This is a genomic window from Bacillus sp. D48C (assembly GCF_053345735.1).
In genome coordinates, this window is sequence record NZ_JBKFAQ010000021.1 from 1 (window position 1) to 17,738 (window position 17,738).

A 17,738-nucleotide genomic window follows, 5' to 3' on the forward strand; every position below is an offset into this window, starting at 1 on the left:
CTCCAATAAAGTTAGTTTGTCTAGCATCTAAAAATAAAAATTGACGTTTCACGTTGTTTGTTTCGTTCAGTTTTCAAAGAACTACTTGGTCGCTCAGAAGCGACTTTATCAATATAACATTTCGTTACATTCTCGTCAACAACTTTTTTCAATAAGTTGTTTTTCGTTTGTTTTGCTTGTTACCTTTCGTGGCAACGAATATAAATATACCAGTTTGATTATTAAAATGCAATAGTTTTTCTAATAAAATTTTTAACTTAGTAAAAAAGTATAAAAACAGCACATTTCTTCTATATAAGTATAATTTCTCGCACCATCAAGATCTATTATACCCACGCAACTCATACTCAAATAAAAAAAGCTTTGGAGAAATCTCCAAAGCTTAGTCTTGTTTATGGCGCATAGCAGGGAATAATAATACATCACGAATAGATGGTGCATTTGTTAATAACATAACTAGACGATCAATACCAATTCCTAATCCACCCGTAGGAGGCATACCGTACTCAAGAGCTTCAATATAATCGTCATCCATCATATGTGCTTCGTCATTACCTTGTTCACGCTCTTTTAATTGCGCTTCAAAACGTTCTTTTTGATCGATCGGATCATTTAACTCAGTAAATGCATTTGCATGTTCACGTGCAACGATAAATAATTCGAAACGATCTGTGAATCGTGGATCTTCATCATTCTTTTTCGCAAGTGGCGAAATTTCTACCGGATGACCGTAAATAAATGTTGGTTGGATTAATTTATCTTCTACTTTTTGCTCGAAGAACTCATTAATAATATGACCAACTTCCATTGTATCCTTAATTTCTACATTATGTTCTTTCGCAAGCTCACGCGCTTCTTCTACACTCATCGGATTCCAGAAATCCGCTCCAGAGTGTTGCTTAATTGCATCTACCATATGAAGACGTGTCCATTCTGGTTCTAGATTAATTTCATAATCACCATATTGGATTGTTGTTGTACCCAATACTTTTTTCGCAATATGAGCAACCATATTTTCTGTTAGTTTCATAATATCATTATAATCAGCGTACGCTTCATATAATTCAATCATCGTAAACTCAGGGTTATGACGAGTTGATACACCCTCATTACGGAATACACGGCCAATCTCATAAACTTTTTCTAATCCGCCCACAATAAGACGTTTTAAATGAAGTTCAATTGCGATGCGCATATATAATTCCATATCTAACGCATTATGATGCGTAGTGAAAGGACGAGCAGATGCTCCACCTGCAATCGCGTGCATCATAGGCGTTTCTACTTCAAGATAACCGTTGTCATCTAAATATCTTCTCATTTCACGAATAATTTTACTGCGAGTAACAAATGTTTCACGACTTTCCATACTTGTAATTAAGTCTAAGTAACGTTGACGGTATCGTTGTTCAACATCTTTTAATCCATGATATTTATCCGGTAACGGACGGAGAGATTTCGTTAAAAGCGTAAATCCCGTTGCTTTTACTGAAAGTTCTCCAACGTTTGTTTTGAACACTTTACCTTCAATACCTACTAAGTCACCTAAATCTGCTGTCGTAAATAACTCGTACTCTTCATCTCCAACAGTATCTTTACGAACGTAAATTTGAACTTGTCCGTGTAAATCTTGAATGTGCGCGAATCCAGCTTTTCCTTTACCGCGTTTTGTCATAATACGACCAGCGATAGAAACAGTGATTTCTTTCTCTTCTAATTCTTCTTTAGAGAATTCTCCATATAAACTTACTAAGTCGGTCGTTGAATTTGTGCGTTCAAATCGTTTACCGAACGGATCGATTCCTTGCTCACGTAAATTATGTAGCTTTTCACGACGAACAAGCAATTGGTCGTTTAATTCTTCGTGGTTCATGTTATCCATGATATTGATATCACTCCAGCTCTATTAATTTTTACAATATATACAGTATAGCATTTTCTACTCAACTAGAAAAACTGCCAGCAACTAACTGGCAGTTCTTCTTTCTTTCACGTAATTATAGGAAGTGTATAGAAGAATGTCAATCTCCTATGTTCCTTATTAACCAACGTAAATTGTTTGTTGTTTCGCTTCTACTTCTTCTACAAATGCACCTAACACATTCGCAAGGTCTTCACGTGTGTTACAAGCATTAATACCATTACGTACACTCGCATTACCACGAACACCTTTTAAATACCAAGCTGCATGTTTTCTCATCTCTCTTACAGCGACACTTTCGTTCTTTAAGTCGATAAGACGATCTAGATGCAACATACATACATCAATTTTCTCGCGCACTGTTGGTTCCGGCATTAATTCACCTGTCTCTAAATACTTTACTGTACGATAAATCATCCATGGATCCCCAAGAGCCGCACGGCCAATCATAACACCATCTACACCAATCTCATCAAGCATTCGCTTCGCATCTTGCGGTGTTTCGACATCACCATTTCCGATAACCGGGATATTCACAGCTTGCTTTACTTGTTTAATGATATCCCAATCCGCTTTACCTTCATACATTTGCACTCGCGTACGTCCGTGAACCGCCACAGCTTGTCCACCAGCACGCTCAATAGCTCTAGCATTTTCTATTGCGAAAATATGTTCTTCATCCCAACCGATACGCATTTTAACTGTAACCGGCTTTTCAACAGCATCTACAACCGCTGCTACCATTTCATATATTTTATTGGGATCTAAAAGCCACCTTGCCCCCGCATCACATTTTACGATTTTCGGTACTGGGCAACCCATATTGATATCAATAATATCTGCTGTCGTATATTTATCTACGTATTTCGCAGCATCTACAAGAGTTTCTTTCTCTCCACCAAAAATTTGTAAACTTAATGGTTTTTCTCTCTCATCGATATATAACATATCTAATGTTCTTTTGTTATTCAGTAATATTGCCTTATCACTTACCATTTCAGCACAAACTAGACCTGCACCAAATTCTTTCACTGTTAAACGGAATGCAGAATTACACACTCCCGCCATCGGTGCTAATACAACCGGATTTTTCATCTCAATATTTGCAATCTTTAACAATCAACCTACTCCTTCCTGCACAGTCACTTTGGCATTAATTCATCTATCGAAACATTTAATGCCTTAGCAACTTCTACTACAAAATCTTGAGAAGGTGATCGATTCCCTCTCTCAACTTCACCTAAAACAGATACAGATACCCCTAATTCTTTAGCAAAACCTTCTTGCGTGTAGCCTTTTAGCTTTCGAAAAGCACGAATGCGTCTTCCCCATTTTTCTGCTTCCATACCGTTACTCCCTCTCGCCTTTTCATTTCTTCTACTTGTGAACGTGAAATGTTTTGTTTTATGTCTTGATTAATCTCTAACAACGGAACGATAACAAAAGCTCTTTCAAACATCCGCGGATGCGGAACAATAAGATTCTCTGCTTCAATATTCTCTTGATTATAAAGTAAAATGTCAAGGTCGATAGTCCTCGGCCCCCACCTAATTTCCCTTTTTCTTCCTAGGTCATTTTCTACTTTTTGTGTTACTTTCAATAATTCTTGTGGTGATAAATTGGTAGAAATTTTTATAACTAAATTTAAAAAGCAACTTTGGTCAGTATAGCCAACTGGCTCAGTTTCATATACAGATGAAATATCATCAACCTGAATATAAGGATTTTTATTTAAGAACTGAATCGCTTCGGTTAGATACGTATAACGCTCTCCAATATTTGACCCTAATGCAATGTATGCTATATTATTCATGGACGTTCTCTCGTAATTTCTACTGCTACAGCACGATAATGACCTGGTATCGGTGGATCCGGCTTAATTACCTTAATTGTACATCGTGAAATACTTTCATATTGTTTTAATATATCTGCAGCAATATTTTCAGCGATACTCTCCACAAGCTTATACTTTCTATCTTCAACAACTTTTCTACATAATTCGAAAAGCTCTCCATAATTGACCGAATGCTCTAATTCATCACTTTCCCCTGCACGCTTTAAATCCAACTCCACCGTTAAGTCAACTTTAAATCTCTGACCTAATTTATTTTCCTCCGGGAACACACCATGATAACCGTAAAACTCCATATCATGGATATAAATTTTATCCAATTACTTTACCCCCTTACCAATCATTGCATCCATCATTTTAGCCATACGCGCCATTTCTTTCACATCATGGACACGAACAAACTCACAACCCTTTTCAATACCAAGACAAACAGTAGCTCCCGTTCCCTCAAGGCGTTCCTCTACTGGCAAATCTAATACGTGCCCAATAAAGGACTTTCTCGATGTACCTAAGAGAACCGGATAACCTAGCACATTTAACTGTTCTAAATTACGCATCACCTCTAAGTTTTGCTTAGGTGTTTTAGCAAAACCGATACCTGGATCTAAAATAATATTCTCATCTCGCACACCAGCATTTTTAGCAATTTTGATACTATCATACAAATCAGCAATCATATCCGCCATTAAATTACGATAATTCATATTATCGCGGTTATGCATTAAAATGATAGGTACATCATAATGAGCTGCGACTTCAGCAATTATTGGCTCCGCCTTCGCTCCCCAAATATCATTAATAATATGAGCACCAGCCTCAATTGCTTGCTTTGCAACTTCAGCTTTATATGTATCGATAGATATAGGCAATTTCACTTCTTTTGAAACCGCTTGAATCATCGGGACAACTCGCTTTATTTCTTCTTCTACTGATACTTTAGCAAAACCCGGGCGAGTAGATTCGCCACCAATATCAATAATATGAGCACCTTCACCTTGCATTTCTTTTGCATGACGTACCGCAGCATCTACCTCGTTGTAACTCCCACCATCAGAAAACGAATCTGGTGTTACATTTAAAATCCCCATAATTAATGTCTTTTCATTTAAATTCAATGTATATTCGCCGCAGCGTAAATCATAATCCCACTTCAAACTACACATCTCCTCTTCGTAATTCATTTCTGCTCCATAATTTCTCTCTCTGCATTCCATAAAGGTACATTAAACTTTTTGTAACTACTCCTACTTTACCCGGGAAATCCTGCGCTTCTATACGATAAAGCGGAACAATTTCTTGAATTGAGTTTGTTACAAAGACTTCATCTGCTGAAAGTAATTCATCTTTTGTAAAGAAACCTTCCTTTACTTCTATATTCAATTCTTCAGCACTTTTTATAATAAACGCACGAGTGATACCATTTAAAATCCCTGTTTTTAACGAAGGTGTATATAAAACATCACCTTTCACAAAAAAGAGATTCGAAACAATCCCCTCTGCAACATAACCTGCTTCAGTAAGGAAAATACCTTCCTTGCTCACTACATTTCCAATTTCACGCTTCCCTAAAATATTATTTAGATAATGATGAGACTTCAGACGAAATGCTCCTTCTGGTGTATTTCGCACTTGTTTTAAAATAACCCCTTCTTTTTCTACTACATCTCCTGGAGCTGTTAAAGGTTTTATAAAAACAATAACCGAAGGGTCTTCATACATTTCCGTTTGTAATCCTATTTCATCTACACCTGCTGATACATTAAAACGTACATACGCATGTTCCAATTCATTCTTAGCGAGTAGATTTTTCAAAATAAGCATCACGTCATCTTTTGTCATTGTCCATTTAATTTGCAATGCATCTAGCGCACCTATTAAACGGTTATAATGATCATCTAACAAAAAAGGATGACCATTATAAATACGAAATGTCTCAAAAACTCCCAGCCCATATAAATAACCATGGTCATAAGGGGAGATTTTCGCTTCATTCGCTTCTACATACTCGCCATTTACGTAAATTAACATGATGTCACACTTGGACTATATTTACGAATGAAGTTCTGTAGTAACTCTTTCCCATGAGAAGTCATAATAGATTCTGGGTGGAATTGCACACCCTCTATCGGCAGTGTCTTATGACGAATCGCCATAATTTCCCCTTCCTCTGTCCAAGATGTTACCTCTAAACAATCTGGCAATGACTCTTTCTTAACAATCAGGGAATGATAACGCGTTGCAGTAAATGGATTAGGAATATCTAAGAAAATCGTTTTCCCATCATGATGCATAAGTGACGTTTTTCCATGCATTAATCGCTCTGCACGAACAACTTCTCCACCAAATACTTGTGCAATCGATTGATGCCCAAGACAAACTCCAAAAATCGGAATCTTCCCAGCAAAGTATTTAATAACTTCCATACTAATCCCCGCTTCATTAGGACTACATGGACCTGGCGAAATCATTAAGAAATCTGGTTTCATATTCTCAATATCTGCAATACTCACTTCATCATTACGCTTAACAACAAGCTCTTGTCCAAGTTCTCCAAGAAACTGTACTAAATTAAATGTAAAAGAATCATAATTATCAATCATTAATATCATTTCTCTCACCTAACCGTTTCTTCGCTACTTTCTTTTGCACGCCATAAAGCAATTGCCTTTTTTAACGACTCTTTATATTCATTTTTCGGATTTGAATCAATTACAATTCCCGCTCCAGCTTGCACATGTGCTTGCCCATCTTTCGCAAGAAGCGTTCTAATGACAATATTTAATTCCGTATCTCCAGAATAACCAATCCAACCAATTGAACCTGTATAAATCCCTCGACGAACAGGCTCTAATTCTTCTATAATCTCCATCGTACGTATTTTCGGTGCACCAGTAATTGTTCCACCAGGAAATACAGCTTTCACTAAATCGAAAGCATCCTTATCTTCTTCCACCTCACCACGCACATTGGAAACGATATGCATAACATGTGAGTACTTTTCAATTACCATAAATTCATCGACTTCTACAGTACCATATTTACAAACACGTCCTAAATCATTTCGCTCTAAATCTACAAGCATCACATGCTCTGCTCGTTCCTTTTCGTTCTCAATTAATTCCCTTGCTAAGTCTTGATCCTCTTGTTCATTTGCACCTCGGGATCTTGTACCTGCAATTGGTCGTGTACTTACTTCTTGCCCTTGTTTTTTAATCAGCAATTCAGGCGAAGCACTAACAATTTGAAAATCCCCAAGCTCTAAGTAACCCATATATGGAGATGGATTAATTTTACGAAGACTTGTATAAATTTCTAGTGGATGCGTTTGTAAAGTTCTTTCCTGTCTTGTCGACAAGTTTACTTGAAACACATCACCATTTCCAATATACTCTTGAATACATTCAACAGCCTTCATAAAGCCTGCTTCTGTAAAGGCAACCGCTTCATTTTTCTTTTTAGGACGTTCAAACGGCATAGTCACTTCAGGCACTTCTGCCGTCCAAAGATCCTTCCATTCATTTAAACGTTCTTCCGCTTCTGCATGCTTATCTACATAATGTGTAATAATCCACAATACCTTTTCTTTTTGATCATAGACAAACACATCATCAAATAATAAAAAGTATATATCGGGTATATTCAGATCATCCTCTGCAAGAGAAGGGAGTTTTTCAATATAACGGATACAATCATAACTAAAGTAGCCCATTGCACCACCTTGAAAAGGTGGGTACTCTGGATTGTAGTCTGTTTTCCATTTCTCCATATATTCTTGCATTAAATCTAATGGATTCCCTTTTTTTATTGTTTCCTTACCACTTTCACTTATATGTAACTTTACACCCTTTCCTTGGATTACCGCTACCGGGTTTAAACCCACTATGTTATAACGACCGCCACGTCCACTTTCCAGCAAAATATGTTGCGGCTTATCCTGAGAAAGAAATTTATATTGCTTAAAGAAATCTAACTGATATGGAATAGAAAGCGCTAAAGATTTTCTTCGTTGCATATCAACACCCCGTCTTCTTTTATCCCACCCTCTTAGATGAACCACCTCAAACTACATAAGTTATTTATATAGAGATTGATTATACTCGAAGGCTAGTGAAAATAATTTAATTATACTACCTCTTATTTTACATGAAGTTTTCTAGTCATTCACTCTTTTCCTATTTCCAATCCAAAAAGAAAAAGCATCCTTTTTCAAGGATGCTTTTTCAATCGCATTTAATTATGATTCAAATTGATAAAGTGGTGTACTTAAATAACGTTCACCGTTACTTGGAATAATAACGAGTACCTTTTTCCCTTTACCTAACTTTTTCGCAACTTCTGTTGCTGCATAAATAACTGCTCCTGAAGAGATACCAACTAAAATACCTTCTTCTTTAGCCACTCTTCTCGCATATTCAAATGCTTGCTCTGTTTTCACTTGAATAATTTCATCATATACTTCTACATCCAATGTCTCTGGGACAAATCCCGCCCCAATTCCTTGGATTTTATGTGGACCTGGTTTCCCACCAGATAACACTGGTGAATCCGCAGGTTCTACTGCATAAATTTTAATACCTTCATATGCTTCCTTCAGCACTTCACCAGCACCAGTAATTGTTCCACCTGTACCAATACCTGCAATAAACGCATCTAATTGATCACCCATTTGTTCAACAATTTCTGGACCTGTTGTTAAACGGTGAATTTGTGGATTCGATTGATTTTGGAACTGTTGCGGTATAAAGTAACCATGCTCTTTTGCTAATTCAGTTGCTTTACGAATTGCTCCACCCATCCCTTCAGGACCTGGAGTCAATACTAATTCAGCACCGTAAGCACGTAATAAATTACGACGCTCAATACTCATTGTTTCTGGCATTACTAAAATTGCATTATATCCTTTAGCAGCCGCTACCATCGCTAAACCAATACCTGTGTTACCACTTGTTGGTTCAATGATTGTATCGCCCTCTTTTAACAATCCCTTTTTTTCAGCATCTTCAATCATAGCTAGTGCAATACGATCTTTAACGCTACTCCCCGGATTCATAAATTCTAGTTTTAAGTATATATCTGCGCTGTCTGATTCTACGATGCGGTTCAACTTAACGATCGGCGTTTTCCCGATTAATTCTGAAACTGATTGTGCCACTCGCATTCCTGTCACTCCTAACACCGAGTATTTTTATTGGTTTTATCTATATTTAGATTTTGTCAGAAAATTCCCTGTTTGTCAATCTATTCGGAGGGTTAATCCCCTTATTACAAATTCTCAATTAAATTTGTAATATCTTCTTTAGAGAACTTGTAACGTTCATTACAGAAATGGCAATGAACTTCTGTCTCTTCTTCTTCTTCACGAATTTGCTCTAACTCTGTTTTACCTAAACTAATTAACACACTCTCAATACGCTCACGTGAACACGTACAATTAAATTGAACATCCATTGTTTCTAATACTTTTACTTTATCTTCTCCAAGGACTGCATATAGTAGCTCTTCTGGAGAAAGGCCTCGTTCAATCAATGTTGATACAGGCGGGATTTTTTGCAAACGATCTTCAATGAATGAAATTGTTTCTTCCTGTGCGCCCGGCATAATTTGAAGGATAAATCCACCCGCCGCTAATACGCTGTCATCTCCATTTACAAGGACACCGACACCAACAGAAGAAGGCGTCTGCTCAGAAACTGCGAAATAATACGTGAAATCTTCCCCTAGTTCTCCCGAAACGATTGGGGATTGACCGATAAACGGCTCACGCATACCAATATCTTTAATTACTGTTACAAAACCTTCTGTACCTACCGCTTGATATACACGTAATTTCCCTTGTTCCGTTCCTTCAAAATCAACATGTGGATTCGTTACGTAGCCACGTACATCTCCATTTGCATGAGCATCCACTAAGATAGGGCCAATCGGACCATTACCTTCTACCTTAATCGTTAACTTTTGATCACCTTTTAACATCGCACCCATCATTGTACCTGCAGTTAAAGAACGACCAAGTGCCGCCGAAGCTGTCCTCCATGTATCATGACGTCTTTGTGCCTCACTTACTGTATTTGTTGTACGTACACTATACGCACGTACTTCTCCATCAAACGCTAACGCTTTTACTAAATAATCTTTCATACTTATTTATTCACCTTTCTCCTGCTGTAAATTTGCATTACGCTCATATAACATATACAAGCCTTTTAACGTTAAAAATGGATCTACAATATCAATTACATTCGATTCCTCTGAAATTAATTTCGCCAATCCACCTGTTGCAATAACTTTCGGTTCTTGTTTAGCTTCCTCTTTCATACGCTTAACAATACCTTCCACTTGTCCTACATAACCATAAAGAATACCTGATTGCATCGCACTTACTGTATTCTTCCCAACAACACTGCTCGGTTTTGTAATTTCAATACGAGGAAGTTTTGCCGCCCTACTATATAAAGCCTCTGCTGAAATCATAATTCCTGGCGTAATAACTCCACCCATATAATGCTTTTCTTCATTAATATAACAATATGTAGTAGCCGTACCAAAATCAACAATAATAAGTGGACTTCCATACAATTGGATTCCTGCTACTGCATTTACAATTCGATCTGCGCCTACTTCACGTGGATTTTCATATTTAATATTTAGCCCCGTTTTTATTCCAGGTCCTACTACAAGCGGTTTAATTTTAAAATACTTTTCACACATACGTTCTAAAGCGAACATAATTGGTGGTACGACTGAAGACACAATAATACCTTTCACATCTTCAAACGAGAGACCCTCATGATCAAGTAACTGTTTTACAAGCATTCCATATTCATCTTCTGTCTTATGACGATCTGTTTCCATGCGCCAATGCTGACGAAGTTCCCCCTCTTCAAACACGCCTAGTACAGCATTTGTGTTCCCTACATCCAATACAAAAATCATATTCTCACCACTTATCTTATTTAATCTATATTTGTGTAGTATGTATAAAACTTATAAAAACATCATATCACACATACTTATATAATCAGCTTTCCTATCCTCATCATTTTACAAAAAGATTGCTCTCTATTTCAATTTTTAATACTAGTTTTACTTAAATTACTTTATCCACTAAGCCCTCAATAGTAATTAGCAAAAATCTTAACAAATAAAAAAGGAGTGACGATAGTCACTCCTTCATTTCTTACTTATCTTCTTTATCTTCATCGTCTTTCTTCATATTGATGTTTACTTTCACATCATCTGAAGATGTTGGACGCTCAGGTAATCTGCCATAATCATATAAATGATTAATTTGCTCTGCATCTAATGTTTCTACTTCAAGTAACGTTTTTGCGATAATATCAAGCTTATCTCGTTTTTCAGTAAGAATTTGTTTCGCACGAGCATAACAGTCTTTAATAATCGTTTGCATTTCCACATCAATTTCATGCGCAATTGCATCACTGTAGTTTTGTTCTGAATGGAAGTCTCTTCCTAAGAATACCTGACCACCTTGTGAGCTACCAAATTGCATCGGTCCAAGCTTATCACTCATACCGAATTCCGTAACCATACGTCTTGCAATACCAGTCGCACGTTGGAAGTCGTTGTGAGCACCTGTACTTGCTTCACCAAATACAATCTCCTCAGCTACTCGACCACCAAGTAAACCAGTGATTTTATCAAGTAACTCTGGCTTTGTCATGAAGTAACGATCTTCCTTCGGAAGCATTACCGCATATCCACCAGCTTGACCACGAGGGACAATTGTTACTTTATGAACGACATCAGCCTCATCAAGAACAACACCAATTACAGTGTGGCCTGCTTCATGGAAAGCAACGATATTACGTTCTTTTTCAGAGATAACACGACTTTTCTTAGCTGGACCTGCAATAACACGATCCGTTGCTTCATCGATATCACTCATATCAATTTTCTTCTTATCTCGACGTGCAGCTACTAAAGCAGCTTCGTTTAATAAGTTTTCAAGATCCGCACCAGAGAATCCTGGTGTACGAGTCGCAATTGCTCTTAAATTAATATGCTCATCAAGCGGTTTATTACGCGCATGTACTTTCAGTACAGCTTCACGGCCATTTACATCTGGACGATCTACTGTAATTTGACGGTCAAAACGACCTGGACGTAATAACGCTGGGTCAAGAATGTCTGGACGGTTTGTCGCAGCAATGATAATAATACCTTCGTTTGCACCGAATCCATCCATTTCAACAAGTAACTGATTCAATGTTTGCTCACGCTCATCATGACCACCACCAAGACCTGCGCCACGTTGACGACCTACTGCATCAATTTCATCAATGAAAATGATACAAGGAGCATTTTTCTTTGCATTTTCAAATAAATCACGTACACGTGATGCACCGACACCGACAAACATCTCTACAAAGTCAGAACCACTGATAGAGAAGAATGGAACGCCAGCCTCACCTGCAACAGCACGTGCTAATAAAGTTTTACCTGTACCTGGAGGTCCAACTAATAGGACACCCTTTGGAATACGGGCACCAACTTCAGAAAACTTACGAGGGTCTTTTAAGAATTCAACTACCTCAACAAGTTCTTGTTTCTCTTCATCCGCCCCAGCAACATCTCTGAAACGAACTTTTTTCTTTTCATCATTATATAACTTCGCCTTACTTTTCCCGAAGTTCATAACACGGCTACCGCCGCCTTGAGCTTGGTTTAATAAGAAGAAGAATAAAATGAAGATGATGACAAACGGAATGATTGAAGTAAAGAATGTTACCCAAGCACTTGTTTCTTCTGCTGGTTGATACTTAACTTCGGCACCTTTCGCTTTATCATTGATTTTCTTTTGTAATTCCTCAGTATTTGGTGCATAAGTAACAAATTGTTCTCCTTGGCTAGAGTTATTGAATTGTCCTTTTACCTCAAATACACCATTTTTCGGTTGAAGTTGCACATTACGCACTTCACCGCTTTCTAGTTTAGTAATGAATTTGTCGTAGCTAACTGATGTCGTTTTTTGTGTCGAACCATTAAAATAGCTCACGATTCCAATTACTACTAAGAATATCAGTAAATAAAAGATGGTATTACGGAAGATACGATTCATTCCTAACCTCCTCTCACGGCATAAACACTATAGTAAATCGTAACATAGAAAAACTTTCCTATACAATTGTAAAGCCTGTATTTAATTAATTTGAGTAAACGCTTGGTTTTAATACGCCTACATAAGGAAGATTACGGTACTGCTCTTTATAATCTAATCCATATCCTACTACAAATTCATGTGGAACAGTAAATCCAACATAATCCGCTTTCAGATCAACCTTACGGCCTGTTGGCTTATCTAATAATGTAACAATTTTTACAGACTTCGCTTTACGATATTTGAATAAGTCTACTAAGTAGCTTAGTGTAAGACCACTATCAATAATATCTTCGACGATTAAAATATCACGACCTTCTACAGAAGTATCAAGATCTTTTAAAATTTTCACTTCGCCTGTTGAAACTGTAGAGTGACCATAACTAGATACAGCCATAAAATCCATTTCAAGATATGTATCTGTTCTCTTTAATAAATCTGCCATAAATGGCATTGCGCCTTTTAATACACCAATTGCAAGGGGTACTGTGTTTTTATAATCCTCTGCAATAACTGCACCTAGTTCGCGCACCTTTTCTTGTATTTGTTCTTCAGAAATTAATACTTTTTCGATATCTTGATTCATCATTTCATTATCCTCCCGGAAGACTCCTTGCTTTTGTAGTGAATAATCATATATTTACCCTTCTTTGCCATCTCTTTCGAAATTGCAAATGCAGATCGCTTCAACAAGGGTACCCAAATAATGTTCCCACTTGCATCACAAACGACCGGCCATTCTTCCCTTTTTTCTTTTGGTACTTTCGCTTCGATAAAAATAGCTTTTATCTTTTTCGTGCCATCCATACCTTGTATTGACATGCGATCTCCATTTTCCCTAGAACGAATACGAAGTGGATATGATATATCATTATACTTAGCAACAAATACTGTTTCATTCATGTTACTTGGTATATCTTCGCTCACCTCTGTTACAAATTCATCCCCGTTCAATAGCGTAATGATCCCGGGTACTGATAAATCTTGCAAAAAAGGAGAGACAATTTCTTGTTTAAATCTAAAGCTACACTCCTCGTATGTACGAACAATTTTCAAATCACCTGGAAAATCAAGTGAACCTGAAGGTTGTGTCCGCTTAAAAAACTCAATCACCTTGTCAATATGTATAGAAGAAAGAGAAGATGGAATCTTATATTCATAAAGATAGTTTAATATTAGTTGAATCCCTCTTCTTTGTAAAGGCATAGACATGGATTCAAAGGCAGGAATTGATAAGCTAATTTGTTTATCACTTTTTTTTGTAATTACTTTATTCATTTTCTCAAAAGCTAATTCCTGCAAATAAGCCTCATCCTCTTGCATCTGCACGCTAAATTTTTGGAATTTCTCATGCATTTGTGGATTTTCTTCTTTTAAGTGAGGAAGGACATATTTACGTAATCGATTCCTTGTATATACTTCCTTTTTATTACTCGGATCTATACGTGGAATTAAATTTAGCTTATTACAGTAATCAACAATTTCTTCCTTCGTTACCCCAAGTAACGGCCTAATTAAATATCCATTATGAAAAGGACGCTTCACTGCAATTCCTGCATATCCTTTCGGAGTACTCCCTCTTACAAGACGCATTAAAATCGTCTCTACTTGATCATCTCCATGATGTCCAAGAGCAACATATCTTGCATCATATTTCTTCATTATTCTTTCCAAAAATGCATATCTGCATTCCCTAGCAGCAACCTGTGCATTCATCCCGTATTGCTGTTGATATTGTGATACATTAATTCTTATCGTTTCACAAATAATTCCCAGTTCTTCACAAAGGTCCTGCACAAACTGTAAATCCTCATGAGATTCATCACCTCTAAACATATGATCCACATGAGCTACTACAATTTCCAACTGTTTTTCCGCTCTTTTTTCTAATAAATAATATAAAAGGGCTAACGAGTCAGGACCACCAGAAACTCCCACAACAATTGTTGAATCATTCTTTAATACATCATGCTGCTTTACAAAGTCATCTACTTTTTCAACAAATGTATCTTTCAACTTCGCAATCACCTTTCATTAAACAAGAACAGCAACATTAGTCGCCTTGTCTATAATGGTACAACTTTTACAAACATTGTGCAAAAAAAAGATATACAAAAATTACATTTTTATCTTACATCCTCCGTCTGTATTCACAAAATCAATAGCATTACCTTTTCCCACAAAAAAACCTAGGTATTCGCCTAGGTTTTTAAAATCAAATTTTAGATAAACATTCCACTTACATTTTACTGCGCCTGCATGCCTACAATCGGAATCGTAGCCCACTTCGGCATATTTTTCTTCACTTTTGCCACTACAATAGTCATATCATCATTTATATAACCATCACAAGAGCGAATCACTTCTTCCATAATGATATCAGCAATTTCTTGCGGGTCTTCGGTTTGCAATTCTTTAATTTTTCGTTTCATCCACAATTCATGATTCTCTACATGCTGCGCTCCCTCAAAAATCCCATCGCTCATCATAATAAGGATATCGCCCGTTTTTAATTGTTCACCCACCACATCAACTTCAACATCTTCGATGATTCCCATCGGCAAATTACTTGCTTCAATTTTCAAAATATTATTCGCACGTTTAACAAAACTCGGCGTTGATCCGATCTTTAAAAACCTTGCACTCGCATCTCGCAAATCTACCATAGCTAAGTCTAATGTCGTAAACATCTCTTCCGTCGTTCTCAAAGAAAGAATTGAATTAATAGACTTAATCGCTATTTCTTCGTCAATACCGGATTGGAGTATTTTTTGTAATAATTTCACCGTTTCCTTACTTTCCATATGAGCTCTTTGCCCATTCCCCATACCATCACTAATCGCAAGTGCATATTTGCCAACACTTAAATCCATCATCGCATAAGAGTCACCCGAAACAAATCCACCGCCCTTTGCGGCTGTGGCCAATCCCGTATCAAGAGAATACGTCTTTGCCGAACCGAATGATATTAAACTGTGGCCATTCGGATAAGAAGACTTTTCTTCATGTTTAACGACAATATTTTCTTTAAGGATATCCGAAAGCATCGGTGCAACTAACTTTTCACATTCACCATGTTCATTAGATGCAACGGGAATCAACATTTCAATATCAATACTTCCTCTATCTAAACAATAAATATCAACATGCTCTACTTCGACACCAAAATCACGGAACGCTTGCATAATCTGTTCTTCCTGCACCTGATGATTTTCACGCTCTCGTTGTATCTCCTTAGCAAAATCCTCCATAACCTTTGATACACCTAATAGTTGCTCCGCAACTATTCTACGATTTTCCTTCATTTGTTTTCGTAATTTTTGTCCCTCATAGAAATGATCTAATTCACCCGCTACTAAATCCGTCACTTTTTTCCCTCTCACACAATGCTTGTCCCACTCACGAACTAATTTACGATTATGTTGCAGGGTTCCTTCTTCCGTTTCACTCATTATTTGTTTCATATAATCGTACGTTTTATCGAAATTCACTACCCAGCATTGATCCTTTTTAAAGCATGTTTGACATGTTTTCGCAGTAATTGTACTCAAAAACAAATCTGCTTCTGTCTCTTTATCTTCTTCCTCTACATACCCATATACAGAAAAGCTATTAGATAAAGCAGCAAATACATTTGCAAATTGGTTGATTTTGTTCGCTGTAACATCGCGCATCCTTCTTAAATATTGTTGTTGATCTTGCGAATGCTCTTGTGTACCTGGCATAAATTTAGCAATACGATCTAAAACAAGCTTTGGCGTTAATAAGAAGATAGCAATCGCTACGCCTGACTCAATTAAAGTCGTTACAATATTTGTCTGTTTGTCTACATATAATGTAATTAAGCTTGTCCCAATTAATAAACCTAAACTAACACCTAAACGCTTCCCTTCTTTTAACAACCCACCAAGCAATCCAGAAAAAGCAAGAAGGCTAAGCTGGGACAAGCTAGATACATTTGCTAAACTTAATATCAAACCTGTTACGACCCCCACTGTAGATCCTGTAGCAGCACCCGCAATAAATGCAAATACTAGTACTAAATACCGTGTAAAAATATGTTGAATAGAAGCATCATATACAAACCAATCTGTTGTACCCGTTAAAACAGATGCTAGTAATATAATCAAACAAACAATTTCTTCCGTCTCTAACGCCTGTTGTTTTCCTTTCCTTTCTACTAAAAGCGGAACACTTTGTAAAAATATCATAGTTAATACAAAACTAAGCCCAGCCTCAATGGTACTAACGAGTAAATCGTACATGGTGACAGTTTGTTGTGCAAAATATACAACAACTAAGTGTGCGGTTAATGCGGAGATAAATACTTGAAATGGAACAAGTCCAACGGTTTTACGTGTGAATCTACTAAAGAAGATATTATAAATGAAGAAAGTAAAGATAGATGCAAAAGTAAAAAACAAATTATCTATCGAGACTGAAAGAGCTCCTCCCATTAGAGCTAAAAATGCTAGCGGCATCTTATCCCGCTTCATAACATAAACAGCAGCAAAAAATGGTAGTGCAAACGGTAAGATATTTGTTAATATATATGCTCTTCCCAAAAGAAAACCAATAACAACAATAATAAATCCCCATCTAAAGAAAACTTGTTCAAATTTCATTCGCAACTTACTCGTCCACTTTATTCCTCCAAGCTGACTCTCATTCATTGCCAATACACTTGTATTCATAGTATTCCTTCCTGCTTTAGGCATACTTTTAACACCACCTGCATAGTTTAATTACTGTCATTATAAAAGATGATTGTTGGGATTTTTGTCAAAACAACAGTTTTCACTTTTATAATCGTTCGACTTTTTATTCGAAATAACTCTACAGATATA

At 36.8% G+C, this 17,738-nt stretch carries 16 protein-coding genes; all 16 read right to left on the bottom strand.

The window, feature by feature from the left end:
* Window positions 1-382: 382 nt before the first annotated feature.
* The gene (lysS, locus tag ACLBXA_RS28295; protein ID WP_000369685.1) at window positions 383-1,882 is read right to left on the bottom strand and encodes a lysine--tRNA ligase; all 1,500 of its coding nucleotides are present in this window, start codon (window positions 1,880-1,882) and stop codon (window positions 383-385) included.
* Window positions 1,883-2,041: 159 nt separating this feature from the next.
* Window positions 2,042-3,040 carry a tRNA dihydrouridine synthase DusB gene (gene dusB, locus ACLBXA_RS28300; protein ID WP_000912244.1) on the bottom strand — a complete coding sequence of 333 codons (999 nt, stop codon included), beginning with the start codon at window positions 3,038-3,040 and terminating at the stop codon, window positions 2,042-2,044.
* A 23-nt stretch (window positions 3,041-3,063) separates the two neighbouring features.
* Window positions 3,064-3,267, bottom strand: a complete 204-nt coding sequence (locus tag ACLBXA_RS28305; protein ID WP_000387030.1) for a helix-turn-helix domain-containing protein — start codon at window positions 3,265-3,267, stop codon at window positions 3,064-3,066.
* Window positions 3,219-3,734: a 2-amino-4-hydroxy-6-hydroxymethyldihydropteridine diphosphokinase gene (folK, locus tag ACLBXA_RS28310; RefSeq protein ID WP_001059450.1), complete on the bottom strand. Its 516-nt coding sequence runs from the start codon at window positions 3,732-3,734 to the stop codon at window positions 3,219-3,221. Before folK ends, ACLBXA_RS28305 begins: the two co-directional genes overlap by 49 nt.
* Complete coding sequence (gene folB / locus ACLBXA_RS28315) at window positions 3,731-4,093, bottom strand: dihydroneopterin aldolase (protein ID WP_000358066.1); 363 nt, start codon at window positions 4,091-4,093, stop codon at window positions 3,731-3,733. Before folB ends, folK begins: the two co-directional genes overlap by 4 nt.
* Complete coding sequence (gene folP, locus ACLBXA_RS28320) at window positions 4,094-4,954, bottom strand: dihydropteroate synthase (protein ID WP_002084136.1); 861 nt, start codon at window positions 4,952-4,954, stop codon at window positions 4,094-4,096.
* Entirely contained in the window at window positions 4,929-5,801 is an 873-nt protein-coding gene (gene pabC, locus ACLBXA_RS28325; RefSeq protein WP_000909860.1) for an aminodeoxychorismate lyase, read from the bottom strand. The genes folP and pabC overlap by 26 nt, the downstream gene beginning before the upstream one ends.
* Entirely contained in the window at window positions 5,795-6,382 is a 588-nt protein-coding gene (gene pabA / locus ACLBXA_RS28330; protein WP_000602284.1) for an aminodeoxychorismate/anthranilate synthase component II, read from the bottom strand. Before pabA ends, pabC begins: the two co-directional genes overlap by 7 nt.
* Before the next feature lie 5 nt (window positions 6,383-6,387).
* On the bottom strand, window positions 6,388-7,785 hold the full coding sequence (gene pabB, locus ACLBXA_RS28335; RefSeq protein ID WP_001189711.1) for an aminodeoxychorismate synthase, component I: 1,398 nt from the start codon (window positions 7,783-7,785) through the stop codon (window positions 6,388-6,390).
* A 222-nt stretch (window positions 7,786-8,007) separates the two neighbouring features.
* Complete coding sequence (gene cysK / locus ACLBXA_RS28340; protein ID WP_001261716.1) at window positions 8,008-8,931, bottom strand: cysteine synthase A; 924 nt, start codon at window positions 8,929-8,931, stop codon at window positions 8,008-8,010.
* Between the two features lie 104 nt (window positions 8,932-9,035).
* Window positions 9,036-9,911: a redox-regulated molecular chaperone HslO gene (gene hslO, locus ACLBXA_RS28345; RefSeq protein ID WP_000656369.1), complete on the bottom strand. Its 876-nt coding sequence runs from the start codon at window positions 9,909-9,911 to the stop codon at window positions 9,036-9,038.
* A 6-nt stretch (window positions 9,912-9,917) separates the two neighbouring features.
* On the bottom strand, window positions 9,918-10,706 hold the full coding sequence (locus ACLBXA_RS28350) for a type III pantothenate kinase (RefSeq protein ID WP_000578366.1): 789 nt from the start codon (window positions 10,704-10,706) through the stop codon (window positions 9,918-9,920).
* A gap of 244 nt (window positions 10,707-10,950) precedes the next feature.
* A complete protein-coding gene (ftsH, locus tag ACLBXA_RS28355; protein ID WP_001079668.1) occupies window positions 10,951-12,852 on the bottom strand; it encodes an ATP-dependent zinc metalloprotease FtsH in 1,902 nt (633 codons plus the stop codon).
* A gap of 85 nt (window positions 12,853-12,937) precedes the next feature.
* The gene (gene hpt / locus ACLBXA_RS28360) at window positions 12,938-13,480 is read right to left on the bottom strand and encodes a hypoxanthine phosphoribosyltransferase (protein WP_000981846.1); all 543 of its coding nucleotides are present in this window, start codon (window positions 13,478-13,480) and stop codon (window positions 12,938-12,940) included.
* Window positions 13,477-14,907 carry a tRNA lysidine(34) synthetase TilS gene (tilS, locus tag ACLBXA_RS28365; protein WP_000655456.1) on the bottom strand — a complete coding sequence of 477 codons (1,431 nt, stop codon included), beginning with the start codon at window positions 14,905-14,907 and terminating at the stop codon, window positions 13,477-13,479. Before tilS ends, hpt begins: the two co-directional genes overlap by 4 nt.
* 230 nt (window positions 14,908-15,137) lie before the next feature.
* Window positions 15,138-17,609: a stage II sporulation protein E gene (gene spoIIE / locus ACLBXA_RS28370; protein WP_001123558.1), complete on the bottom strand. Its 2,472-nt coding sequence runs from the start codon at window positions 17,607-17,609 to the stop codon at window positions 15,138-15,140.
* Between the last annotated feature and the right edge of the window lie 129 nt (window positions 17,610-17,738).